16 protein-coding genes are annotated in these 24,387 nt (G+C 42.0%); 10 read left to right on the top strand and 6 right to left on the bottom strand.

Annotated features, from left to right (window positions below):
• Positions 1-9: 9 nt before the first annotated feature.
• The 4 genes from N5O98_RS03010 to N5O98_RS02995 are packed head-to-tail and all read left to right on the top strand — an operon-like array spanning position 10 to position 7,829.
• Positions 10-2,334 carry a S9 family peptidase gene (locus tag N5O98_RS03010; RefSeq protein ID WP_022199978.1) on the top strand — a complete coding sequence of 775 codons (2,325 nt, stop codon included), beginning with the start codon at positions 10-12 and terminating at the stop codon, positions 2,332-2,334.
• A gap of 18 nt (positions 2,335-2,352) precedes the next feature.
• Positions 2,353-4,710: a S9 family peptidase gene (locus N5O98_RS03005; RefSeq protein WP_022199977.1), complete on the top strand. Its 2,358-nt coding sequence runs from the start codon at positions 2,353-2,355 to the stop codon at positions 4,708-4,710.
• Entirely contained in the window at positions 4,694-7,411 is a 2,718-nt protein-coding gene (locus N5O98_RS03000; protein WP_022199976.1) for a S9 family peptidase, read from the top strand. The genes N5O98_RS03005 and N5O98_RS03000 overlap by 17 nt, the downstream gene beginning before the upstream one ends.
• A 13-nt stretch (positions 7,412-7,424) precedes the next feature.
• Positions 7,425-7,829 (top strand): lipocalin family protein, encoded by a 405-nt coding sequence (locus N5O98_RS02995; RefSeq protein ID WP_022199975.1) that lies wholly within the window; start codon positions 7,425-7,427, stop codon positions 7,827-7,829.
• 157 nt (positions 7,830-7,986) lie between these two features.
• Here N5O98_RS02995 and ybeY read toward each other — a convergent pair whose 3' ends face one another.
• Together ybeY and N5O98_RS02985 are read right to left on the bottom strand one after the other, a co-directional pair.
• Positions 7,987-8,403, bottom strand: coding sequence for an rRNA maturation RNase YbeY (gene ybeY / locus N5O98_RS02990; RefSeq protein ID WP_004298035.1), 417 nt, complete (start codon positions 8,401-8,403; stop codon positions 7,987-7,989).
• Between the two features lie 16 nt (positions 8,404-8,419).
• Complete coding sequence (locus N5O98_RS02985; RefSeq protein ID WP_022199974.1) at positions 8,420-9,652, bottom strand: nucleoside recognition domain-containing protein; 1,233 nt, start codon at positions 9,650-9,652, stop codon at positions 8,420-8,422.
• Positions 9,653-9,778: 126 nt separating this feature from the next.
• Between N5O98_RS02985 and ruvB the strand changes: the two genes are divergently transcribed.
• The 5 genes from ruvB (at position 9,779) to N5O98_RS02960 (ending at position 16,695) form a co-directional block, all read left to right on the top strand.
• Positions 9,779-10,810, top strand: a complete 1,032-nt coding sequence (gene ruvB, locus N5O98_RS02980) for a Holliday junction branch migration DNA helicase RuvB (protein WP_004298040.1) — start codon at positions 9,779-9,781, stop codon at positions 10,808-10,810.
• Positions 10,811-10,872: 62 nt separating this feature from the next.
• On the top strand, positions 10,873-11,649 hold the full coding sequence (locus N5O98_RS02975) for a dienelactone hydrolase family protein (RefSeq protein WP_022199973.1): 777 nt from the start codon (positions 10,873-10,875) through the stop codon (positions 11,647-11,649).
• A gap of 30 nt (positions 11,650-11,679) precedes the next feature.
• Positions 11,680-13,176: an oligosaccharide flippase family protein gene (locus N5O98_RS02970; RefSeq protein WP_022199972.1), complete on the top strand. Its 1,497-nt coding sequence runs from the start codon at positions 11,680-11,682 to the stop codon at positions 13,174-13,176.
• A gap of 2 nt (positions 13,177-13,178) precedes the next feature.
• A complete protein-coding gene (locus tag N5O98_RS02965; protein WP_004298044.1) occupies positions 13,179-14,534 on the top strand; it encodes a TIGR00341 family protein in 1,356 nt (451 codons plus the stop codon).
• Between the two features lie 19 nt (positions 14,535-14,553).
• Positions 14,554-16,695 (top strand): S46 family peptidase, encoded by a 2,142-nt coding sequence (locus N5O98_RS02960; protein WP_004302969.1) that lies wholly within the window; start codon positions 14,554-14,556, stop codon positions 16,693-16,695.
• A 28-nt stretch (positions 16,696-16,723) separates the two neighbouring features.
• On the opposite strand, the gene N5O98_RS02955 is transcribed toward N5O98_RS02960, so the two are convergent.
• The gene (locus N5O98_RS02955) at positions 16,724-17,590 is read right to left on the bottom strand and encodes a DMT family transporter (protein WP_022199971.1); all 867 of its coding nucleotides are present in this window, start codon (positions 17,588-17,590) and stop codon (positions 16,724-16,726) included.
• A 143-nt stretch (positions 17,591-17,733) separates the two neighbouring features.
• Here N5O98_RS02955 and N5O98_RS02950 point away from each other — a divergent pair, with 143 nt between their 5' ends.
• Complete coding sequence (locus N5O98_RS02950; protein ID WP_022199970.1) at positions 17,734-20,391, top strand: glycoside hydrolase family 78 protein; 2,658 nt, start codon at positions 17,734-17,736, stop codon at positions 20,389-20,391.
• Here N5O98_RS02950 and N5O98_RS02945 read toward each other — a convergent pair.
• The 3 genes from N5O98_RS02945 to N5O98_RS02935 form a co-directional block, all read right to left on the bottom strand.
• Entirely contained in the window at positions 20,385-20,591 is a 207-nt protein-coding gene (locus tag N5O98_RS02945; RefSeq protein ID WP_008776139.1) for a sugar-binding domain-containing protein, read from the bottom strand. The two genes, N5O98_RS02950 and N5O98_RS02945, sit on opposite strands and share 7 nt — an antisense overlap.
• 558 nt (positions 20,592-21,149) lie before the next feature.
• On the bottom strand, positions 21,150-23,084 hold the full coding sequence (locus N5O98_RS02940) for a DEAD/DEAH box helicase (protein ID WP_004311911.1): 1,935 nt from the start codon (positions 23,082-23,084) through the stop codon (positions 21,150-21,152).
• Positions 23,085-23,199: 115 nt separating this feature from the next.
• The gene (locus N5O98_RS02935; RefSeq protein WP_004311910.1) at positions 23,200-24,267 is read right to left on the bottom strand and encodes a tyrosine-protein phosphatase; all 1,068 of its coding nucleotides are present in this window, start codon (positions 24,265-24,267) and stop codon (positions 23,200-23,202) included.
• Positions 24,268-24,387 lie beyond the last annotated feature (120 nt).

Below are 24,387 nucleotides of genomic sequence, written 5' to 3'. Positions count from 1 at the left end.
TATTTGAATATGAGAAAAAGAATATTATTTATAGTTTTATTTGCTTGGTCAGGCATTCTGCATGCTTTTTCCCAACAGCAGGCCAACTATGAATTGGCAAATGAATTTCAGGCTTTCGGTTTAGGGGGTAATTTTACTGCTAATAGTCTAAATCTCTGGCCGAATGAAATTAATGGAACAGATAAGTTTTGGTTTGAATTTCATACGACTGTCGGGAAGGATTACTATTTTGTAGATCCTGAACGTCGGTTAAAAGAACCATTGTTTGATAAAGGGAAACTGGCATCGGGAATTGCACAGATTACTAGGGGTGTAGTGGACAGGAATAAACTGGAGTTGAGTGATATCAAATTTTCTGAAAACCTGGCTTCTTTTTCTTTTTCTTATAAAGGTAGGAACTATGAATATAATCGCCTGACACACCAGATTGTAGAGAAAAAGAAAGAAAAGAGTCGGTCATTATTTGATCGTTACTCATGGATGAAATATTCGCCAGACAGAAAATATCTTGTGTATGTGAAGAAACACAATCTGTATGTGAAAGGTAATGGGGAGATGGGAATGGATACGACGGAAGTGCAGTTGACCACTGATGGAGTTCGGTATTATTCTTATGCGCATGATGGAGGAACGGACGAAGAAGGAGAAGTCATGTCTGATATCTGTTGGTGCCCCGATTCAAGGCATCTTTATTTAGTACGCGAAGATGAACGTCTGCTTAGAGATTTTTGGGTGATAAATTCGTTGGATGACAGGCCTTCCCTGACTACTTATCGTTATGAATTCCCTGGTGATAAGAATGTAACCCAAAATGAACTGGTTATAGTTGATGTGATTGGGCGTACCGTAAAAAAAACAGACATAAGTAAGTGGCCGGATCAATACATAAATCCTTTGTGTGTGACAAAGGATAGTAAATACCTCTTTTTTGAACGTACGAAACGTACATGGGACGAAGTGGATTTGTGTTCTGTCAACCTCTCTACAATGGAGGTGAAAGAAATAATTCATGAAGTTGACAAACCGTATCGTGATCCGCATGCTCGTAGTGTCGCTATTTTGAATGATGGTAAAGATATTCTTTTTCGTTCGGAGCGTACGGGATGGGGGCATTACTATCATTATGATGGTAATGGAAAGTTGAAGAATGTGATGACTTCCGGTGAGTGGGTGGCAGGTCAGATAGCTTCTATTGATACTTTGGGGCGAACAGTATATCTATATGGATATGGCAGGGAAAAAGATATTGACCCATCTTATTACATGCTCTATAAAGTGCATATTGATAGGGAAGGAGTAACTCCATTAAGTACGGAAGACGGTCAGCATCAGGTTAAATTCCTGAAGTCTAATAGATACTATATTGACACTTATTCAAGAGTGGATATGGAACCTAAAATCATGTTGAAAGATAACAAGGGACAAGGGATTCTTGAATTGGCAAAGCCGGATATTGAATTAGCCTACAAAGCCGGATGGAAAAAACCGGAACGTTTTGTTGTGAAGGCTGCTGATAATATAACCGATTTACATGGAGTAATGTGGAAACCGGCAGACTTTGATTCTACTAAGGTATATCCGATTATTTCTGTGGTATATCCGGGGCCTTACTTTGGTCAAGTTCCTACTTCATTTACCTTAGAAGACAGATGTTGTATCCGTTTGGCGCAGTTAGGTTTTATCGTAATTGCTGTGTCTCACAGAGGAGATACTCCTATGCGTGGAAAGGCATACCATCGGTTTGGTTATGGTAATATGCGTGATTATCCATTAGCTGATGACAAATATGCTATTGAGCAGTTAGCTCGGAGGTATTCATTTATTAATGGTAAAAAAGTCGGTATCTACGGTCATTCCGGTGGAGGATTTATGGCTGCTGCAGCCATCTGTACTTATCCGGACTTTTATAAAGCTGCTGTCTCCTGTTCCGGAAATCATGATAACAATATCTATAATCGTGGGTGGGGAGAATGCTATAACGGTGTGAAGGAAGTGGAAAAAGTAGTAAAAGATAGTTTGGGTAATGAGACAAAAGAGTATGGATACAAGTTCAATGTGAAGCCGAATACGGAGATTGCCAAGAATTTGAAAGGACATTTAATGCTCGTCACCGGTGATATGGACAAGAACGTGAACCCTGCTCATACTTATCGCATGGCGCAGGCATTGATTGAAGCCGGCAAGGATTTTGATATGCTGGTGATTCCGGGTGCCGGCCATGGATATGGTTCTGCTGATAAGTATTTTGAGAAGAAGATGTACCGTTTCTTTGCCAAGCATTTGCTGGGTGATACTCGTGCAGACTATTGGGGAGATATTAACCGTAACAAATAAGACAATAGATAAGATTTTATGAAAAACTCTCTCTTTAGATATGTGTGCCTGGTGGTTGCATTGTTGATATGTAGCTTTGCCGATGCACAGCAGAAAGCGAATTATAAGTTAGCGGAAAAGTTCCGTCTGTTAGAACAGAATCCTATAATAAAGTATTCAACAGAAGTCAAGCCAACGTTTATTAATGGTACGGACTGTTTTTATTATTCGTTTACTACACGTGAAGGAAAGAAGTATTATTATGTAAATCCGAAGAAAAAGGAAAAACGTCTTCTGTTTGATACGGCTGAATTATTGAGTAAAATTGCAGTATATACCAAGAAAGCCTATTCTTCGGCAGATCCATATTTGTCTTTCACTTTCATGAAGGATAACGAAACGATTCGTATTGATTTTGACCGTGGACTTTATACGTACAATATTCATACGAAAGCACTGAAGCAGCTTAATGAGAAACCATCTTATGGAAATAGTGATCCGTATTGGATGAAGTATTCTCCAGATAGTCTTTATTTTCTTTATGCCAGCAAGGATAATTTGTATTTTGTTGGGAATCAAAAGAAAGGGCAAGATACCATTCCTGTACAACTGACAACGGACGGTGAGCCGAATTATACATTTAACCGTGAAGATGAGGGTAAGCTGGAAGGACGCTTCGGAGCCGAATCTACTCATTGGATTCCAGGTAGCCATCGTTTTTATGCTGTTCGTGAGGATAACAGGAAAGTGCGTGATTTATGGTTAATCAATTCGTTGTCTACTCCATATCCGACACTGAAAACTTATAAAGCCGAACTGGCAGGCGATACACATGTCACCCAATATGAATTGTTGATTGGAGATGTCGATACCCGTGAAGTGAAGAAAATCGATATTAATCGCTGGCCTGATCAGTATATTGACATATTGTATATTTCAAAGGACGGGAAGCGTTTGTATTTCCAACGTTATAACCGTCCATGGAACCAGTCGGATATTTGCGAGGTAGACGTAGAAACCGGAAAAGTGCGCGTAGTGATTCATGAAGAAAACAAACCATATCTCGATTATCAGATGCGTAATGTTTCTTTCCTGAATGACGGGAAAGAAATCCTTTTCCGTTCCGAACGTAATGGTTGGGGACACTATTACCTGTATGACACAGCAACGGGAAACTTAAAGAACCAACTGACCGATGGAATATGGGTAGCTGGTCCGGTTACCAAGATTGATACTATCGGGCGTAAGATGTATTTCTATGGTTATGGTCGTGAGAAAGGCATTGACCCTTATTATTACATTCTTTATGAAGCTCAACTGGATCGTCCGAATGCTGTTCGTCTGTTAACTCCGGAGAATGCGTCACATGATGTCAGTATCTCTCCGTCTTACCGATATATGGTAGATTCTTATTCTACTGTTTCGCAGGAACCGGTGAATGTGGTTCGTAACCGGAATGGAAAGGTGATTATGACGTTGGAAAAGCCCGATTTGCAGCCTGTCTATGAGATGGGATGGAAAGCACCGGAACGCTTTAAGGTAAAAGCTGCCGATGGAGTGACCGATTTGTATGGCGTGATGTGGAAACCTGCCGACTTTGACTCGACAAAGGTTTATCCTATCATTTCGAATGTTTATCCGGGACCGTTCTTCGAATATGTGCCGACACGTTTCACGATTAATGATGTTTATAATACCCGTTTGGCTCAACTGGGGTTCATTGTAATCACTGTGGGGCACAGAGGTGGCACTCCGATGCGCGGAAAGGCTTATCATACCTATGGATACAACAATATGCGTGATTATCCGTTGGCGGATGATAAATATGCTATTGAGCAACTGGCTGCCCGTTATCCGTTTATTGATGCCACCAAAGTCGGTATTTACGGCCATTCCGGTGGAGGGTTTATGTCGGCGGCTGCCATTTGTACTTATCCTGATTTCTATTCGGCTGCTGTTTCATCGGCAGGTAATCATGACAATCGTATTTATAATAAAGGCTTTGTTGAGATTCATTTCGGTGTAGATGAGAAGGTGAAAACGACTAAAGATAGTTTGGGAGTAGAAAGTACGATGTATGATTATAGTGTCCGTGTACGTCCGAATCAAGAGTTGGTAAAGAATTACAAGCACGGCTTGTTGCTGTTTACCGGTGCGATGGATAAAACTGTGAATCCTGCTAACACATTGCGTCTGGTGGATGCATTGATTAAGGCTGATAAGGATTTCGAAATGTTTGTATTGCCGAAATGTACACATGGATTCTTCGGTGAGTCTGAGGATTTCTTCGAGCATAAGATGTGGCGTCACTTTGCCCGCTTGTTATTGCATGACAACTCGGCTGATTCTGATGTCGATTTGAATAAGGATATGATTAAAGATGACAGGAGAAGATAAGATGAACCGGATATTTGTATATATAGGGATTATAGCAGGATTGTTGCTGGGGGGAAGCTTGTCTGTTGAGGCTCAAAAGAAACCGTTGGATATAGAAGCATGTACATCTTGGAAACGTATTGATGCACCGGATATTTCACCGACAGGCAGATGGGTGACTTACCGTATATCGTTGATGGAATATAATCCGGCTAGCAAGGAAGAAAAAAAACTGCATTTATTCGATTCCCGTACGCGGAAGGAAATATTGCTGAATGGCGATATAGAGCGTCTGGAGTTTTATAATAACGACCAGGGAGCTTTTTATCGGTTGGCAGACTCGGCAGGAGTAATGAAAACATTTTTGTTGTCATTGCCTTCGGGAGTAAAGACCGAATGGAAACATAAAGAGGCTTTTCGTCCTGTGGAAGGGACCCCTTACTCAATCTCTGTAACTAATGTGTCGAAAGATACGGTAAATCATGTTCCGGCTTTTAACAGGCTGGTGGTACGTCATCTGAAGACAGAAGTTGCTTTTCATATTGACAGTATCGGCTATCATACATTATATGACGGAGGACGTTCTATTCTTTTCATTCGTAAAAAGTCAGACAGGAACGAGCTATGCTATGGCCCTTTAGCTGGTCCATATAAGACTCTTTATCAGAGTTCTGTAAAGAGTGAACCCTCTTCTTATAGTTTTAATGAAAAAGAGATGATCGGGGAGTTTAGCGTAAATGATTCTTTGTGGTATGCTTTTTCATTAAAGAAGCCGGGTTGTAACTTGCTTTTTGACCGGAAAGAAATTGTTTTGCCTGATGGTATGTCTGTCGGACGTATTGACTTGTCTAAAAGCCATAATTTTTTGATACTTGAACTTCGGGACTCACAGCAGATTTCCCGTAGAAGGGAAGAATCGGAGAAGAAACCGGACAAGAGTTTTGAATTAGAGTTGTGGACGTGGAACGAAATGGAAGTTCCGACTTTACAAAGGGGCGGACGTTATAGGCAAGATAAGTCGGTGACGTATATTTATGATATTTTTTCTAAGAAGCTCACAGAAGTTGCTCCATTTACCGTAGATTTACTCTTACCATCGGGAGCAGAGAATTTGAACTATGTGCTTTACACAGATGAATCTCCTTATAAGATGCAGCGTGAGTGGTTGGATCGGTTGCCGTTCGATATATATTCAGTGAATGTGCATACAGGTGCAAAACGGTTGATCGGACGTAGTTATCGTACAGCTCCCAAATGGTCGGTAAATGGCAAGTGGGCAGTAATGTATGATCCGATTGCTCAAGTCTGGAATAAGTTTGATGGTGCTACCGGTAAGGTTGTTAATATATCTGATGCTATCGGTTATCCAATGTTCATGGAAAGTTATGATAAACCGGCTCCTGCTCCCGCTTATGGAATAGCAGGGTGGACGGCTGACGGGAATAATGTGTTTCTGTACGATGCATATGACTGGTGGAAGATTGATTTGACAGGAGAACGTCAGCCGGAGTGCCTGACTAAAGGATATGGTCGCAAGCATGGCAAATCTATTCGTAAAATGACGAGTAATATAGATAAGGATGTTTTTCAGAAAGACGAAAAAGTCATAGTTAGCCTTTGGGATAAAGACACGATGGATGAGGGTGTCTATCAGCTTGATATGAAAGGCCGTCTGAGAAAATTGATGGAGGGGAATTATGTATATACTATACATCGTTTTTCTGACAATCATGAGTATTGCGTTTGGAATCGTCAGAATGTATCGGAATTTAGGGATTTGTGGTGGAGTAAGTCCGATTTCTCCAATCCCGTTAAAGTGACGAATGCGAATCCTCAACAAGCAGATTATAAATGGGGTACAGTTAAACTGATAAAGTGGACTAATTATGAGAATAAGGAAAATAAGGGGTTGCTTTATCTTCCGGAAGATTATGATCCTCAAAAAGAATATCCGGCGTTGGTGCAATTTTATGAAACTCATTCCGGTGAGTTGAATATTTATCATGCACCTTTGTTGAGTAGTGCGTTAGGGAATCCTATGTATTTTGCCAGCAATGGTTATATTGTGTTTATGCCGGATGTGCATTTCACGGTTGGGACTCCCGGTCAGAGTTGTTATGATGCTGTTGTGAGTGGAACGAAGTATCTGATAGAGCAGGGGATAGTACATCCCGGGAAAATAGGTTTACAGGGACATAGCTGGTCTGGCTATCAAACATCATATTTGGTGACAAAGACAGATCTTTTCACTTGTGCCAATATAGCGGCTCCAATTACGGATATGGTGACCGGATATTTAGGAATTCGTAATGGAAGTGGGTTGCCACGCTATTTTATGTACGAAGAGACACAAAGCCGGATGGGAAAGACTTTATGGGAGGCAAAAGATAAGTATCTGGCAAGTTCAGCAATTTTGGAGGCTGATAAGATACATACACCTTTGTTGATATTACATAATGATGAGGATGAGGCTGTTGCATATGAACAAGGACGTGCTCTTTATTTGGCTATGCGTCGCTTACAACGTCCTGCATGGTTGTTGAATTACAAAGGTGAAGGACATTTCGTACTGGGAAGAGGTGCACAGAAAGACTGGACAATCCGGATGATGCAGTTCTTTGACTATTACCTGAAAGGAACAAAAGAACCACGTTGGATGAAGGAAGGTATTCATCTGCGAGAGCGTGGAATTGATCAGAAATACGATTTACTAAAAAAATAAATATTGATTTAAGATGAAAAAATTATTGATTACGGCTATGGCTCTGTCTTGTTTCGCTTTAAGCTACGGACAGAAGAAAGTAGAAAAACAGATTATCGGAAAATGGTGCAATCCTTATACATACAAGTCTACGGGTGAGTTGAAAGGATTTGAGTTCAAGAAAGGTGGTAAGTGTTCTACTATCAATATTCCGTCTTTAGATTTGAAAACGTGGAAAGTGGATAATGGTTATCTGATTGTGGAAGGATTCAGCAAGGAAGATGATGGAAAGGTTGAGGTGTACAAAACTCGTGAGCGTATCGGCTACCTGACATCGGATTCATTGCAGTTGATAGTGAACGAAGGAACTCCTCGTTTGGCTTTCCTGTACCTAAATACAAAATCAATTAAGGAACTGGTTACTCCTGAAGTGAAGTAACTCCAAACTATTAATAAATTGACTAAATCTCTCTCTTAATAATTTAGTGTTAATTAGCATAAGCTAATGGAGTGCCTCGGCGTAGTGATTACGCCGGGGTTTCTTTTTTATGAAAGGCGAATTGAAAAGCAGTGTACGAATTGAAAGCAATGAGCGCTTATCGCAACATCCCCAATGCCTTATTCTCAGCTGCTTCCATAACTTCCCGTTCTCCGGGACCTTTATCGTTGATGCCGCACAAATGAAGAATTCCGTGGATAATCACACGATGTAGTTCGTCTTCGTATGAAGCACCAAACTGTTCCGCATTGGTGCGTATCGTATCCAGGCTGATGAATAAGTCACCTGATAGACGATCGCCTTCACAATAATCGAAAGTAATAATGTCCGTGTAGTAGTCATGTTGCAGATACTGACGGTTTACCTCCAGAATTTTTTCGTCCGAGCAGAAGATATAAGCGATTTCACCGAGTCTTTTCCCGTAAGAAGCAGCTACGGTCTTTATCCATTCCGTAGTCTCACGTTTCTTGATATCAGGCATTTTTACGCCTTCTGTTTGATAAGTTACAGCCATAATTGAATGTTATGATTTAAAAGAAAAATAAATAACTGATTAAGATAGCGGCTATGATACCCGAGAAGTCTGCTATCAGACCGCAAGTCACTGCATTACGAGTCTTGGTTATACCCACACTGCCGAAGTAAACGGCCAGAATGTAGAATGTGGTATCTGAAGCTCCGCGTACTACGCAACTCATACGCCCTACAAATGAATCCGGTCCCAGTTCTTTCATCGTATCGATCATCAAGCCGTTGGCACCGCTACCGCTAAGCGATTTCATCAATGCAGTAGGCAGTGCCCCTACAAAGCTCGTGTCAACTCCGCATGAGCCTACTATGTAGCCAATGCCTCCCACTAGAAAATCCATAGCTCCCGAAGTGCGGAACACGGCGATTCCTACAAGGAAAGCAACCAGATAAGGTATGATACGTACAGCTGTCGTAAATCCTTCTTTAGCTCCCTCTACAAACGAATCGTATACATTGATTTTTTTCCTGACTCCCGTCAGAATAAACAGGATAATGACACTGAATAGCAGAATATTCGCTATCAATGTAGAATAAGTACCCATATCCTCTCGTGAAACGCTTAGGAACAGATAAATCAAACCGGAAAAGAAAAGGCAGATAACGCCCATTAAAATGAGAATAGGCTTATTGATTAAGTTTATCTTTTGAGCGATGCTGACTGCTATGACTCCTACTAAAGTTGAAATGAAAGTACTTAGCAGGATAGGGATAAATACATCTGTAGGCTGTGCAGCCCCCATTTGTGCACGATATACCATGATACTGATCGGAATGATGATAAGGCCGGATGTATTAATCACCAAAAACATAATCATCGGATTGGAAGCAGTGTCCTTTTTCGGATTCAGATCCTGTAGCTCTTTCATAGCTTTCAACCCCAGCGGGGTGGCGGCATTGTCGAGACCAAGCATATTGGCGGACATATTCATGAAGATGGAGCCTAACACCGGATGCCCTTTAGGAATGTCTGGAAACAGACGGCAAAGCACCGGACTAAGAAAGCGGGCCAGTGCATTAATCAATCCGCTGTTCTCGCCGATTTTCATGATACCTAACCAAAGGGCCAGTACACCCGTAAGTCCCAGCGATATCTCGAAAGCTGTCTTTGAAGAGTCGAATGTAGCGTTCATGATAGCCGTAAATATCTCCGTATCTCCCAAAACAATCACTTTTATAAGAGCGATGATAAAGGCAATGACGAAGAATCCTATCCAAATGTAATTTAGAACCATAGTTGATAACGTGTATATAGATAGTGCAAAAGTAGTTATTACGTTTCAAATAAACTAAATCTTCGTCTTTCTTATACTGAAAATGAATGTAAATCTCTATCTTTGTCTCCTACTTTCAAGAAATAAATGGAACAGGAAGATTTTAACATACGCGAACATCAGCTTACTTCAAAAGAACGGGATTTCGAGAATGCACTCCGTCCGTTAAGTTTTGAAGACTTTAGCGGGCAGGACAAGGTGGTGGAAAACCTTCGCATTTTTGTGAAGGCGGCACGTCTGCGTGGCGAAGCACTCGACCATGTGCTGTTGCACGGCCCTCCCGGATTAGGAAAAACAACTCTTTCGAATATTATCGCTAACGAATTAGGAGTTGGCTTTAAAGTAACTTCCGGTCCGGTACTTGATAAACCGGGTGACCTGGCAGGTGTATTGACCAGCCTCGAACCGAACGACGTGCTTTTTATTGATGAAATTCATCGGCTGTCGCCTGTGGTGGAGGAATATCTTTATTCGGCGATGGAAGATTACCGCATCGATATTATGATCGATAAGGGACCTTCGGCACGCAGCATCCAGATAGATTTGAATCCTTTCACGCTGGTTGGTGCAACCACACGTAGCGGTCTGCTGACGGCCCCGCTTCGTGCACGTTTCGGTATTAATCTTCATTTGGAGTACTATGATGATGATATTTTGAGCAATATCATTCGTCGTTCTGCGTCCATACTGGATGTGCCTTGTTCGGTACGTGCAGCATCGGAGATCGCTTCCCGTAGCCGCGGAACGCCCCGTATTGCAAATGCCTTGCTCCGTCGGGTACGTGATTTTGCGCAGGTGAAAGGCTCCGGTTCTATCGATACGGAGATCGCCCAGTTTGCATTGGAAGCACTGAATATTGATAAGTACGGCCTGGATGAGATAGACAACAAGATACTTTGCACCATTATAGACAAATTTAAAGGTGGTCCGGTAGGTATCACTACCATTGCCACGGCTTTGGGAGAAGATGCGGGAACCATTGAGGAAGTTTACGAACCTTTCCTGATAAAAGAAGGATTTATGAAGCGTACTCCCCGTGGACGTGAGGTGACCGAACTTGCCTATAAACATTTGGGAAGAAGTCTTTATAACAGTCAAAAAACGCTGTTTAATGACTAACATAAAGCGTCATGTGACAAGTGGTATTAACGGTATAAAAGAACTTTATAAAGCATAGTTGGATGATGAAGCAATGGACTACTTTACTTGTTTTTCTCTTTTTGAGCTTGTCTTTATCGGCTCAACAGGAATATGGGAGGGATATTTTTGTCTCTTCTAAAGGAGACTCTTTACCTTATCGGATGATTCATCCCGAATCGGTGAAGCCAGGTGAAAAGTATCCGCTCGTACTGTTTCTGCATGGAGCCGGCGAACGGGGAAATGATAATGAGAAACAGTTGACTCATGGTGGACAGATGTTTCTTAATCCGGTCAATCAAGAGAAGTATCCCGCTTTCGTTCTAATTCCACAGTGTCCGACAGACGGTTACTGGGCTTATACAGGACGTCCGAAGTCGCTTATCCCTACAGAAATGCCAGTGGGACAAGAGATCAGTCCTATATTGCAAACGCTTAAACAGTTGCTCGACTCTTATCTGGTAATGCCCGAAGTGGACACACAACGGGTTTATATTATCGGTCTTTCAATGGGAGCGATGGGAACGTATGATTTAGTCGTGCGTTATCCGGAGATTTTTGCAGCTGCAGTTCCTATTTGCGGTACAGTCAATCCAAGTCGGCTATTGGTTGCCAAGGATGTGAAATTTCGTATCTTTCACGGAGATGCGGACGATGTAGTTCCGGTGAAAGGTTCTCGCGAAGCGTATAAAGCACTGAAAGCTGCCGGTGCAGATGTGGAATATATTGAATTCCCCGGTTGTAATCATGGGAGCTGGAATCCGGCTTTCAATTATCCCGGATTTATGGATTGGTTGTTCAAACAAAAGAAGAAACGTTGAACCAATCTGAATGATAATCACTAATAAAACATGGCTGGACTAAAATCATTAGCTAAAGATACGGCAATTTATGGGTTGAGTAGTATTGTCGGACGGTTCCTTAACTACATGCTGGTGCCTTTGTACACAGCGGTATTGCCGGCTTCCACCGGAGGTTATGGAGTTGTTTCAAACGTATATGCGTTTACAGCCCTGATGCTTGTACTGCTTACGTTCGGTATGGAAACGGGTTTCTTCCGTTTTGCCAACAAATCGGGAGAAGACCCGATGAAAGTATATGCCAACTCCTTGTTATCGGTAGGAGGGGTATCTTTGATTTTTGTTTTCCTTTGCCTGTTATTCCTGCAACCCATTTCCAATTTACTGGATTATGGCGATCATCCGGAGTTTATAGCGATGATGGCTGTTGTGGTAGCTTTAGACTCTTTCCAATGCATTCCTTTTGCCTATTTACGGTATAAAAAGCGGCCTATTAAGTTTGCTGCTATCAAACTGCTCTCTATCGTTGGTGGCATCGGTTTGAATCTATTTTTCCTACTGGTGTGCCCGTGGCTGAATGTACATTGTCCGTCAACGATCTCCTGGTTTTATGATTCGGATTATTTAGTGGGATATATTTTTATTAGCAACCTGATTATCTCGGTTGTTCAGATGTTCTTTTTTATCCCGGAACTGACGGGGTTTGCTTATAAGTTGGACCGGGTATTGCTGAAACGAATGGTCGTATATTCTTTCCCGGTATTAATCTTAGGTTTGGTAGGTATTCTAAATCAGACTGTGGATAAGATGATCTATCCGTTTCTTTTTGAAGACCGGCAGGAAGGGTTGGTGCAATTGGGTATCTATGCAGCAACCAGTAAGATTGCGATGGTGATGGCAATGTTTACGCAAGCTTTCCGTTATGCTTACGAACCGTTTGTTTTTGGCAAAGACCGAGAAGGAGACAACCGGAAGATGTATGCCGCTGCGATGAAGTATTTTCTTATATTTTCCTTGCTGGCTTTCCTTGCTGTCATGTTCTACCTCGACTTGCTGCGTTATCTGGTGGCAAGGGGTTACTGGGAAGGCCTGGGGGTAGTAGCTATTGTAATGCTTGCAGAGATCTGTAAAGGGATCTATTTCAACCTTTCCTTTTGGTATAAACTGACGGATAAGACCTATTGGGGAGCCTACTTCTCGGTGATTGGTTGTGTTATTATTGTCGTATTGAACATCCTGTTTGTGCCGGTTTACGGTTATCTTGCTTCGGCATGGGCTTCTGTTGCAGGCTATGCAGTTATCTTGCTGCTATCCTACTGGATAGGACAGAAAGAATACCCGATTCATTATGACTTGAAGAGCCTGGGACTTTATGTTCTGCTGGCAGCGGTACTTTACGTTATTGGAGAGCAGGTTCCTATCCCTAATATAGTGCTCCGTCTCGCTTTCCGTACCGTACTCTTATTGCTATTTATAGCTTATATTATCAAGAAGGATTTACCATTGAGTCAGATTCCTGTTATTAATCGATTTATAAAGAAGAAATAACTATGAAGACAGATGAACGTAATAAGTTTGCTATCAAGTCCTTTCTGGGAGAATATCTGGACTTGAGGAAAGATAAGGATAACGAACTGGCCACAGTGGATTCTATCCGTAAGGGGGTAGAGTTCAAAGGTGCCAATTTATGGATTCTGATCTTTGCCATATTCATGGCATCACTCGGATTGAATGTGAACTCCACTGCCGTTATTATCGGTGCCATGTTGATTTCTCCATTGATGGGACCTATTATGGGAGTAGGACTGTCTGTCGGACTGAATGACTTTGAATTAATGAAACGCTCTTTGAAGAGCTTTCTCATAACGACTGCTTTCAGTGTGACTACGGCAACAATCTTTTTCCTTCTTGCCCCTATTGCCGGTTCACAGTCAGAGTTGCTGGCACGTACATCGCCCACTATTTATGATGTATTCATCGCGCTTTTTGGTGGTTTGGCAGGTGTCGTGGCTCTCTCTACCAAGGAAAAAGGAAATGTGATTCCGGGTGTTGCCATTGCTACTGCATTGATGCCGCCGCTTTGTACGGCAGGTTACGGACTGGCTTCCGGTAATCTCATTTATTTCCTGGGTGCTTTTTATCTTTACTTTATCAACTCTGTTTTTATCAGCCTGGCTACTTTCCTCGGTGTTCGTGTGATGCATTTCCAACGGAAAGAGTTTGTGGATAAAACCCGTGAGAAGACCGTACGTAAATACATCGTTCTGATTGTAGTGCTTACCATGTGCCCTGCAGTTTATCTGACATTTGGAATTATAAAGAGCACTTTCTATGAAGCAGCAGCCAATCGTTTTATAAACGATCAGTTGAGCTTTGAGAATACGCAGGTACTTGATAAGAAAATTAGCTATGACCATAAAGAAGTACGGGTTGTTTTGATTGGTCCTGAAGTGCCTGACGCTTCGATATCTATTGCTCGTAGCAAGTTGAAAGAGTATAAGCTGGAAGATACGAAACTGATTGTATTACAGGGGATGAACAATGAGGCGGTAGATGTATCTTCTATCCGTGCCATGGTCATGGAAGACTTCTATAAAAACAGTGAGCAACGGCTTCAACAACAGGCGGTGAAAATTTCCCAACTGGAGACAACACTGGAGCAATACAGAACGTACGATGCTATGAGTCGTACATTAGTACCCGAATTGAAGGTACTTTATCCTTCCATCACAACTCTTTCCATCGCTCACTCGCTCGAAGTGCGGGTCGATTCGATGAAGACGGATACGGTAACATTGGCTGTCCTTAAATTCGCCAGACATCCGTCTGTTGCTGAAAAAGAGAAAATCAGCGAATGGCTGAAAGCCCGCGTAGGAACGAAGAAGTTGAGGCTGATTACAGAATAATGAATCTAAAAATAATAATATGAAGTTCAGACTAACCGTCTTGATAGTCTTTTCTCTCTGTCTGTCGAATGTATTTGCCGATGAGGGAATGTGGTTGTTGGGAAATCTCCGAAAGAATAAACAGACTGACCGGGTAATGAAAGAACTTGGTTTGCAGATGCCTGTGAATAAAATATATGATCCGAAGAAACCATGTCTGGCAGATGCTGTTGTCAGTTTTGGAGGCTTCTGTTCAGGAGTGGTGGTTTCTGAAGACGGTCTGGTGTTTACTAATCATCATTGTGGCTTTAGCAGTATTCAGCAACATTCTTCAGTGGAACATGATTATCTGAAAGATGGCTTCTTTGCACGTAGTCTTGAGGAAGAACTGCCGAATCCGGAGTTGTATGTTCGTTTCCTGCTTCGTACGGAAGATGTTACTAAACGTGTATTGTCTGCCGCCCGGCATGCTAAAACGGAAACAGAACGTCGTGTGGCTGTTGATTCGATTATGAATGTAATTAGTATGGAAGTCTCCGAAAAGGATTCTACATTGACTGGTATTGTAGATGCTTATTATGCAGGGAATGAATTCTGGCTTTCTGTTTATCGTGATTATAATGATGTCCGCCTGGTTTTTGCACCTCCTTCTTCTGTCGGGAAGTTCGGATGGGATACGGATAATTGGATGTGGCCGCGTCATACGGGCGATTTCAGCGTATTTCGTATCTATGCTAATGCCAAGAATGGTCCGGCGGATTATTCTCCTGAAAACGTCCCTTATCATCCCGAATATGTAGCACCCATTTCTTTGGATGGATACAAAGAAGGTTCTTTCTGCATGACGCTTGGCTATCCGGGCAGTACGGAACGTTACCTTTCCTCGTATGGTATCGAAGAGATGATGAATGGAATCAATCAGGCAATGATTGATGTACGGGGAGTGAAACAAACCATCTGGAAACGAGAGATGGACCGTCGTCCGGATATTCGCATTAAGTATGCTTCAAAATACGATGAAAGCTCCAATTATTGGAAGAATAGCATCGGAACGAATAAAGCCATCAAGCATTTGAAAGTGTTGGAAAAGAAACGGGTGGCTGAAGCAGCGCTTCGTAACTGGATTCAGTCTCATCCGGAAGAGAGAGAAAAACTGATTCGTTTATTCTCTTCTTTAGAGTTGAGTTATAGTAATCGCCGTGAAACCAATCGTGCGTTGGCTTATTTCGGTGAATCGTTTATAAATGGTCCCGAGTTAGTGCAGCTCGCTCTTGAAATTCTCAATTTCGACTTTGAGGCGGAAGAGAAGTTGGTGATAACCCGCATGAAAAAGTTACTGGAGAAGTATGATAATCTCGATCTTTCCATTGATAAGGAGGTTTTTGCTGCCATGCTCAAAGAGTATCAGTCGAAAGTGGATAAAAAGTTTCTGCCTGCTATGTATGAGAAGATAGATACGCTCTACAACGGGAATATTCAGACCTATGTAGACTCTTTGTATGCAACTTCCAATATAACGTCTCCTAAAGGCTTAAAACGCTTTCTGGAGCGAGATACTACTTATAATCTCATAGAGGATCCGGCTGTTTCCTTAAGTCTGGATTTGATTGTGAAGTATTATGAGATGAATCAAAGCATTTCCGAGGCTTCCGAGCAGATAGAGGAGGGGGAGCGTTTGTTCAATGCAGCCATGCGCCGGATGTATGCTGATCGTAATTTTTATCCGGATGCCAACTCTACCATGCGGCTTAGTTTCGGAACGGTTGGAGGATATACTCCTTTTGATGGAGCCACTTATGATTACTACACAACCGTGAAAGGCATTTTTGAGAAAGTGAAGGAACATGCGGGTGATATTGACTTTGCCGTTCAGCCGGAGTTGTTGAGTTTGCTTTCTTCCGGTGATTTCGGAAGATATGCCAATGCGCAGGGAGATATGAATGTTTGTTTTATCTCCAACAATGACATTACAGGCGGTAATTCCGGCAGTGCCATGTTTAATGCCAAAGGAGAATTACTAGGCTTGGCTTTTGATGGCAACTGGGAAGCAATGAGCAGTGATATCGTATTCGAACCAGATTTGCAGCGTTGCATTGGGGTAGATGTGCGGTATATGCTCTTTATCATAGAAAAATACGGTAAGGCAGCCCATCTTATTCAGGAATTAAAAATGGGTCGATGAAGTAAATATTCCGATGAAACCGCATTTTTTATCGTTTTAATATAATAACGATTACGGCAGCGATAATCAGTGCAATACCTATACCAATGCTTGTGGTGAAGGCTTCCCCGAAAAGAAAGATACCTACACATACAGCAGTTACCGGCTCCATAGCTCCCAACACAGAGGTGAGTGTGGAGCCGATGCTTTTTACGGCTCTTACTAGAGCAAGATTAGAAACTACGGTAGGGATTAAAGCTAATAGAATCAAGTTGCCGGCAGTATGCCATTCGCTGATGGGTTGAAGCTGGCTGATGGTTTCCGTTCCGATAAAAAGGAGAATACCTCCGAAAAGGAATACGTAGAAAGTAAGCAGTAGCCCCTTCATCTGTCCAATTTTTAGTTGGCTCATTGTGACGAGATAAAGCGCATATCCGAGTGCCGACAGAAGAACAATGAAAAGTCCCAGGAAAGAAAAGCTTCCCGTTTTTGTATCTCCGCCGGATAAGAAATAAACTCCTGCCACTGCGGATGCAATGGCAGCGATCCGCCAGCCGGACTTCTTTTCTTTAAAGAAGAGCATCATGATTAACGTGGTAAGCACCGGATACATGAAATGAATAGTGGTGGCAACTCCGCTAGCCATAAACTTATATCCCCAGAACAGGAATACGGCAGACATTAAATAAAGAAGCGCAAGAAGAAACAGGGAAGGAATGTCCTGCCTCTTGATGCGAAATGATTGATCATTCACCAATAAGATTCCGCCTAGCGCCAGACAGGCAAACAGGAAACGATAGAAAAGTATAGACTCAAATTGCATCCCTGCTTGCATGGCAGGAATGGTAAATAGAGGGATAAGTCCAAAAGAAGCCGATGAAAGCAGCCCATATAGTAAACCATTAACTTTATTCATAGTCAAGTATATATTCGGGCCGCAAAGATATAGCTTTTTTGAGGCAAGTAGATAAAGCGTCCATACAATATTTTTCGTAAATTAGCACGCGATGTAAATATGGCATCCGATTGAAAGAAAATACAAACTAATTTTTGGATAAAATGAAACGATTGACACTATTACCGGGATTACTATTTTTAATGCTGCAAGCAGCATTTTCACAAGAGTCGGGCAGCTGTAAACCAGTGAATCTGGTTTGTGATTATTTGGTGAATCCCTTGGGAATAGATAATCCTGCTCCCCGGTTATCATGGATGCTGAATGATGCTCGAAAAGGAGCACGGCAAACAGCCTGTCAAGTCATCGTAGACAAAGACTCTCTTGAATTGATTGCAGGGAAAGGAACTATCTGGGATTCGGGCAAAAAGGACTCCGAACAGATTCTGATTACCTATTCCGGACAGGAACTTCGTCCTTTTACCAAGTATTATTGGAGAGTGAATGTATGGGATAAGGATGGAGTGAAATCTTCTTCGGATATTAATAGTTTCGAAACGGGCATGATGGGGATGGAACACTGGCAAGGGGCTTGGATTAGCGATAACAAAGATATTAATTACCGTCCTGCTCCCTATTTCCGGAAAGTGTTTGATGCACGAAAGAAGATACGGTCGGCAAGGGCATATATTGCCGTAGCAGGTTTGTATGAACTGTATATCAATGGTGAGAAGATTGGAAACCACCGGCTGGACCCGCTATATACCCGGTTTGACAGGCGTAATTTCTACGTTACTTATGATATTACTTCCCAAATACAGAAAGGGAAAAATGCGATTGGTGTGTTGCTGGGCAATGGATGGTATAATCATCAGTCAATGGCCGTGTGGGACTTTCATTGTGCACCTTGGCGTAACCGTCCTGCTTTCTGTATGGATGTGCGGATTACTTATGAGGATGGTTCCGTTGAAGTCGTTTCTACGGAGCGGGACTGGAAAACTTCATCCGGCGCATTGATCTTTAATAGCATTTATACAGCCGAGCATTACGACGCCCGTTTGGAACAGAAAGGCTGGAATACCGTGAACTTTGACGATTCTAAATGGAATGGAGTAGGATATAGGGCTGTTCCTTCACAGAATGTGGTGTCACAACAAGTGCAGCCGATTCGTGCAGTAGAAACGATCCCCGTAAAAACCTGGAAGAAACTTAATGACACAACGTATGTATTCGATTTTGCCCGCAATATGGCAGGAATCACCCGCATTAAAGTGTCCGGGGAAGAGGGAACTGTAGTGAGACTGAAACATGGTGAGCGGTTGTATGACAACGGACGAGTGAATACGTCAAATATTGATGTGTATCACCGCCCGGTAGACAACTCCGATCCTTTTCAAACGGACATCCTCGTTTTGAGTGGAAAGGGAGAGGATGAATTTATGGCACGATTCAATTATAAAGGTTTCAGATACGTGGAAGTAACAAGCACTAACCCCCTTGTATTGAATGAGAATAGTCTGACTGCCTACTTTGTGCATAGTGATGTTCCGCAGAAAGGGACGATTCATACTTCGAACGCACTTATCAACCGTCTTTGGTGGGCAACAAATAATGCCTATTTGTCCAACTTGATGGGGTATCCTACCGACTGCCCCCAGCGTGAAAAGAACGGATGGACAGGCGACGGTCATTTTGCTATTGAAACGGCATTATACAATTATGACGGTATCACTGTTTATGAGAAATGGCTTGCCGACCATAGAGACGAGCAACAGCCCAATGGTGTACTTCCCGATATAATTCCTACAGGAGGCTGGGGATATGGCACGGATAATGGACTGGATTGGACAAGCACTATCGCTATTATTCCATGGAACATTTATATGTTTTATGGCGATCATAAACTGTTGGCAGACTGTTATGAAAATATAAGGCGGTATGTAGACTATGTGGATCGCACCAGTCCGACCGGATTGACCTCATGGGGAAGAGGAGACTGGGTGCCTGTTAAATCACATTCTTCCAAGGAACTGACCTCTTCTGTCTATTTCTATGTGGACACCAAAATACTTGCCAATGCCGCAAAGATGTTTAATAAAACGGAAGACTATAAATATTATTCTGCTCTTGCCAATAAGATAAAGAACGCGATTAATGACAAGTTTCTGAATAGAGAAACGGGCATTTATGGTAGCGGCGTTCAGACGGAACAAAGCGTTCCTTTGCAATGGGGCATTGTTCCCGAAGAGTTGAAGAGAAAAGTAGCCCGGAATCTGGCAAAACAGGTGGAAGCAGCCGGCTTTCATTTGGATGTAGGTGTGTTGGGGGCAAAAGCTATATTGAATGCGTTAAGTGAGAACGGTGAAGCTGAAACGGCTTATAAATTAGCTGCACAAGACACTTATCCATCATGGGGCTGCTGGATTGCCAATGGTGCTACCACATTACTGGAGAACTGGGATTTGAATGCCACACGTGACATATCGGACAATCACATGATGTTCGGTGAAATTGGCGGATGGTTCTATAAAGGATTAGGTGGGATCTTCCCTGACCCCGAAAATCCCGGATTCAAACATATTCTTCTTCGGCCTAATTTCCCCAGTGGATTAAATGAGTTCGAAGCCAGATATCAATCACCTTATGGGGAAATCTGCTCTAAATGGGAACGTAAAAAGAACCGTATTGTCTATCATGTAACTGTTCCGGCAAATAGCACTGCTACCTTTTATGCACCCGACAATGTGAAAGGAGAGCGTGCAGTAAATTTGGAAGCAGGAAAACATATCTTGGAATTACCTATAAAGAGAGCTGTTTATTGAATGTCTTTCGATTGGTAATCCTGGTTGCTGTTTACCCAGATGTAAAAAACTGCTTCTACACCATTGAAACGGATGAATATATCTCTCCCCTTCCATGAATCGGGCAGAGTGAAATCCTTCCGATAGCTACCTACCGGATTGGGCATGGAAGCGAAAGTATAATCTGCCGGACGAGGCTGGATGACATTGGGCCACTGCACTCCTTTGCTATAATCGCAGAATGGATAGATCACGTTACAATAGAGAGGTTTGTCCCAATTTCGTGCTTTTGTATAGCTGCTTTATAACTAATAGATGGAGTGTTTTGAAATAAGAACTTGACAAACGACTTTTTATTTTGTATCTTTGTGATCAGAAAAGAAACTTATTGATTGGAAATTATGTGTATGAATAGTATAATATTAGAACAGAGTTGCCGACGATTTACCTCTCTTTAGAAGAAGAGGAAATTTATTATATACTAAAGGTTGCAGACTTTTGATGAGTTTGCAACCTTTTTTGTTGTATAAAATTGAATTGTTTGCAGTAGATATACTTCTTATCGTTTTTAATAAATAGGAATACCGTTTATTAAAAACGATAAGAAAGTTTATTAGAAACACAAAAGTAGATTCTGTATGAACAGTTGTCTTTTTTCAATAAGATAGAATAGGGATAATGTTGTTCCTTCTCATTAGAATGTCAAGATGGTAATTAGTTGTAACATAAAGACCTCTGACTAATAATGTACAAATCTACGGATTATGCTTGCTTCATATTTATTTCTTCTTAGGTTTTCTACGTGCCCATCCTTCTTCGCTGAAGTCAGGTTCTTTATCTTTAAAAAACTCTTGCCAGTCATCTTTCTTTTTCGGACCGCGAGCATCAGAGTATCCTCGCTCAGCACGACTAGGCTTATCTTTTTTTGTTGACTTTGAGTCTTTTGCAGAAGCATCTTTCGGTTTTCTATCCTTATTTTCATAGCGCGGTGCACGTTCGTCGCTTTTGCCGCCGAATCGTTTACCTCCCTTGCGCTCATTTGAACCGTTTTCACGTCCTTTTCCGTTTTCTTCACCGGCACCGGCAATCTCAACAACTACCTTGCGTCCGTTCCATTTAGCCCTATTCAGCGCCTTGATTACATTTGTCGCTTCCTTTTCCGGCACTTCAAAGAAAGAATAGTTCTGCATTAGGTCAATACGTCCCAACTCGATACGTCCTCTTGTGTTACTATTTAGTAGTCCGATAAGATCGCTAGGGAAGAAACTGTCTGTTTTACCCAAATTGATAAACAGGCGGTTAAAGCCCGGTGCAGCTTGGCGGCTTCTTTTTTCGAAACCACCTTCTTTGCGGTCACCCCGTCCGGTACGTTCTCCTCTGATGTCAGTCGGTACTTCTATTTCTGCACGGTTGCGATAATACTCGGCGAAACGGTTGAATTCGTGAGAAACCATTCGTTTAATCAGGTCCTCTTTGCTCAACCATTCCAGTTTACGATAGATTTCCGGCATAAAGTCAGCAATCTCTTCCTCGTTTACTTTTACTTTTTCGAGATCATCAATAACCTTAATCAGCTGCTTCTGACAGATTCCTGCTGCTGTTGGCATTTTTCCGACAATGAATTTTTTGCTGATAATCCGTTCAATTTCTCTCATCTTTCCTTTTTCACGGAGGTTGATGATGGCAATGGAAGTTCCTGTTTTTCCGGCACGTCCTGTACGTCCGCTGCGATGTGTATAACTCTCTGTATCGTCTGGTAATCCGTAATTGATAACATGCGTCAGATCGTCTACATCAAGTCCGCGGGCAGCCACGTCAGTTGCCACGAGCAGTTGCAAGTTGCGGATGCGGAATTTCTGCATAACAGCATCCCGTTGTGCTTGAGAAAGCTCACCATGCAAAGAATCGGCATTGTAGCCTTCTTGCATTAATTTGTCTGCAATTTCCTGAGTCTCTTTACGGGTACGGCAGAAAATGATACCGTATATTTGTGGGTAGTAATCGACGATACGCTTTAAAGCTTCGTATTTGTCTTTAGCCTGTACGGTATAAACAACGTGTTTAACGTTGTTGGTACTTTCATTCTTACGGCCAATAGTGATTTCTTTCGCATTGCGCAGGTAATTTTTGGAAATGCGTGCGATTTCCGGACTCATTGTTGCGGAAAACAATAGAGTGTTGCGTTCCTGCGGTACATCAGCCAGAATGGCGTTGATGCTTTCTGTGAACCCCATATTAAGCATTTCGTCCGCTTCATCCATTACTACATTGTGGATGGTAGACAAGGAAACGGTTTTGCGTTCCATCAGGTCCAACAGGCGTCCGGGTGTAGCTACAATGATGTGTACTCCTCGTTTGAGGCTGCGTATCTGGCTGTCAATAGAAGAACCACCATATACAGGTAATACTTTTAGTCCATCAATGTATTTGGAATAGTCGTTCAAATCTCCTGCTATCTGGAGACAGAGCTCGCGGGTAGGGCAGAGGATAAGCGATTGTGGAATTCTGTTTTTTACGTCAACTTGTTGGAGCAAGGGCAAACCGAATGCGGCTGTTTTACCTGTTCCTGTCTGTGCAAGAGCTACTACATCATTATTTTCTCCTAAAAGGTACGGAATCACTTCTTCTTGTACCGGCATGGGATTCTCGTATCCCATTTCTTCAATTGCTCTACGTATCTCCGGAGAAACGCCAAGCTCTTCAAATGTCTTCATTAAATCTCTGTATATCTTTTATTTCGGCTGCAAAGATAGTTAATTTAGTTGATAATGAATGATTGATAGTAGATAATTATTATAGACGCCACCCTATTTTATCACTTATCAACTATTAATTATCAGTTAGTAAGATGCTGCGTAACTGTTCAATTTCTTCTGCAGAAAGTCCGATTCCCTTTTTCAGATAGGTCTGTACGCTCCCGTATTCAGCCTCAATCTGTTCTTTGGCAGCGTTCAGGAAATCTTCTTTTGCAGAGTAGATGGTTGTAATGGCTTCTTGCGAATTGACCGATAACTTATATGCATATTGAGAAGCTTTGGGAATATTAAAATAGTCATTACTCAAACGATAGTCTTCCATAATGACGTCTTCGTTGACTCCAAGAGCGGCAAGCAATAAGGCGGAAACGACCCCTGTACGCCCTTTCCCGGATGTACAATGAATCACAACCGGATAATGAGTACGGTCGAGAAGGACGGTGAACAGCTTTTTGAATTCCTTTTGGTAGTTTATAACTAATTCCCGATTCATTTGTTCTACCAAACGATAAATAGTGTCACTTTTTATCTTCTCTTCCTGAATTCCTTGCAGAATTTCTTCCATGTTCCCTGTGAGAATAGGGATATGTATGATATTAAATTCATCATCATGCAATTGCGGGTAGTTGTGGCGTTCATTTTCAGAACGTAAGTCTATAATCGTCCGTACGCCCATATTCTTGAGTTCCCGGCGTGAGCAGGGAGGAATACTGTCTATTTGTGCGGAACGGTATATCATTCCCCAGCGAAGAGATTTTCCGGTACCAGCAGATTCGTATCCTCCTAAATCGCGGAAATTCTGTATGCCGGGGATGTTAATGTTGCGGGTGGCCACTTTAACCCGGTATTTGTTATTAAATACCATCAAGTAGTAATAACGTTGAGACGGATCGTTGGTTACGATTGTCATTTTACCACTGGAAATGTTTGCCATTGCAATGGGAGAATCTTCCGGAATAGCTTCAGGAGAAGTAGAGGTGTATACTTTTACCTGTCCTTTTAATACCGGTGCTGTTTCCCATTTGATAATACAGTTTCCTACGTTATTTTCTTCACATACCACAGATATAGCAGGTGATGTGCCAGAACATGATGGGAGCACTAATAAAACAGTAAGCCAGCTTAACAGGTTTCTATACATAGTTTCTTTGTCTTGAATCGTATACTGCAAAGATAAGAATTACCCGAAGATGTGGTAATTCCTTTGCTATAATTAGCCAAAGTTAATAGTAATTTACGTGTTAAAAAAGGGCGCTTCTTC

The sequence above is a fragment of the Bacteroides sp. LFL-34 genome (assembly GCF_027257075.1).
Taxonomy (GTDB): Bacteria; Bacteroidota; Bacteroidia; order Bacteroidales; family Bacteroidaceae; genus Bacteroides; species Bacteroides ovatus.
The sequence above is the reverse complement of the archived record's forward strand: the minus strand, read 5'-3'. Positions and strand labels throughout refer to the sequence as shown.

Bases quoted from the DNA above. Each gene is read 5' to 3' on its own strand.
- N5O98_RS02975 (WP_022199973.1), top strand. From the start codon at position 10,873: ATGATGAAGCAATGGACTACTTTACTTGTTTTTCTCTTTTTGAGCTTG.
- N5O98_RS02995 (WP_022199975.1), top strand. From the start codon at position 7,425: ATGAAAAAATTATTGATTACGGCTATGGCTCTGTCTTGTTTCGCTTTA.
- N5O98_RS02935 (WP_004311910.1), bottom strand. From the start codon at position 24,267: ATGTATAGAAACCTGTTAAGCTGGCTTACTGTTTTATTAGTGCTCCCA.
- N5O98_RS02965 (WP_004298044.1), top strand. From the start codon at position 13,179: ATGAAGACAGATGAACGTAATAAGTTTGCTATCAAGTCCTTTCTGGGA.
- N5O98_RS03010 (WP_022199978.1), top strand. From the start codon at position 10: ATGAGAAAAAGAATATTATTTATAGTTTTATTTGCTTGGTCAGGCATT.
- N5O98_RS03005 (WP_022199977.1), top strand. From the start codon at position 2,353: ATGAAAAACTCTCTCTTTAGATATGTGTGCCTGGTGGTTGCATTGTTG.
- N5O98_RS02955 (WP_022199971.1), bottom strand. From the start codon at position 17,590: ATGAATAAAGTTAATGGTTTACTATATGGGCTGCTTTCATCGGCTTCT.
- N5O98_RS02970 (WP_022199972.1), top strand. From the start codon at position 11,680: ATGGCTGGACTAAAATCATTAGCTAAAGATACGGCAATTTATGGGTTG.
- N5O98_RS03000 (WP_022199976.1), top strand. From the start codon at position 4,694: ATGACAGGAGAAGATAAGATGAACCGGATATTTGTATATATAGGGATT.
- N5O98_RS02960 (WP_004302969.1), top strand. From the start codon at position 14,554: ATGAAGTTCAGACTAACCGTCTTGATAGTCTTTTCTCTCTGTCTGTCG.
- N5O98_RS02940 (WP_004311911.1), bottom strand. From the start codon at position 23,084: ATGAAGACATTTGAAGAGCTTGGCGTTTCTCCGGAGATACGTAGAGCA.
- ruvB (WP_004298040.1), top strand. From the start codon at position 9,779: ATGGAACAGGAAGATTTTAACATACGCGAACATCAGCTTACTTCAAAA.
- N5O98_RS02985 (WP_022199974.1), bottom strand. From the start codon at position 9,652: ATGGTTCTAAATTACATTTGGATAGGATTCTTCGTCATTGCCTTTATC.
- ybeY (WP_004298035.1), bottom strand. From the start codon at position 8,403: ATGGCTGTAACTTATCAAACAGAAGGCGTAAAAATGCCTGATATCAAG.
- N5O98_RS02950 (WP_022199970.1), top strand. From the start codon at position 17,734: ATGAAACGATTGACACTATTACCGGGATTACTATTTTTAATGCTGCAA.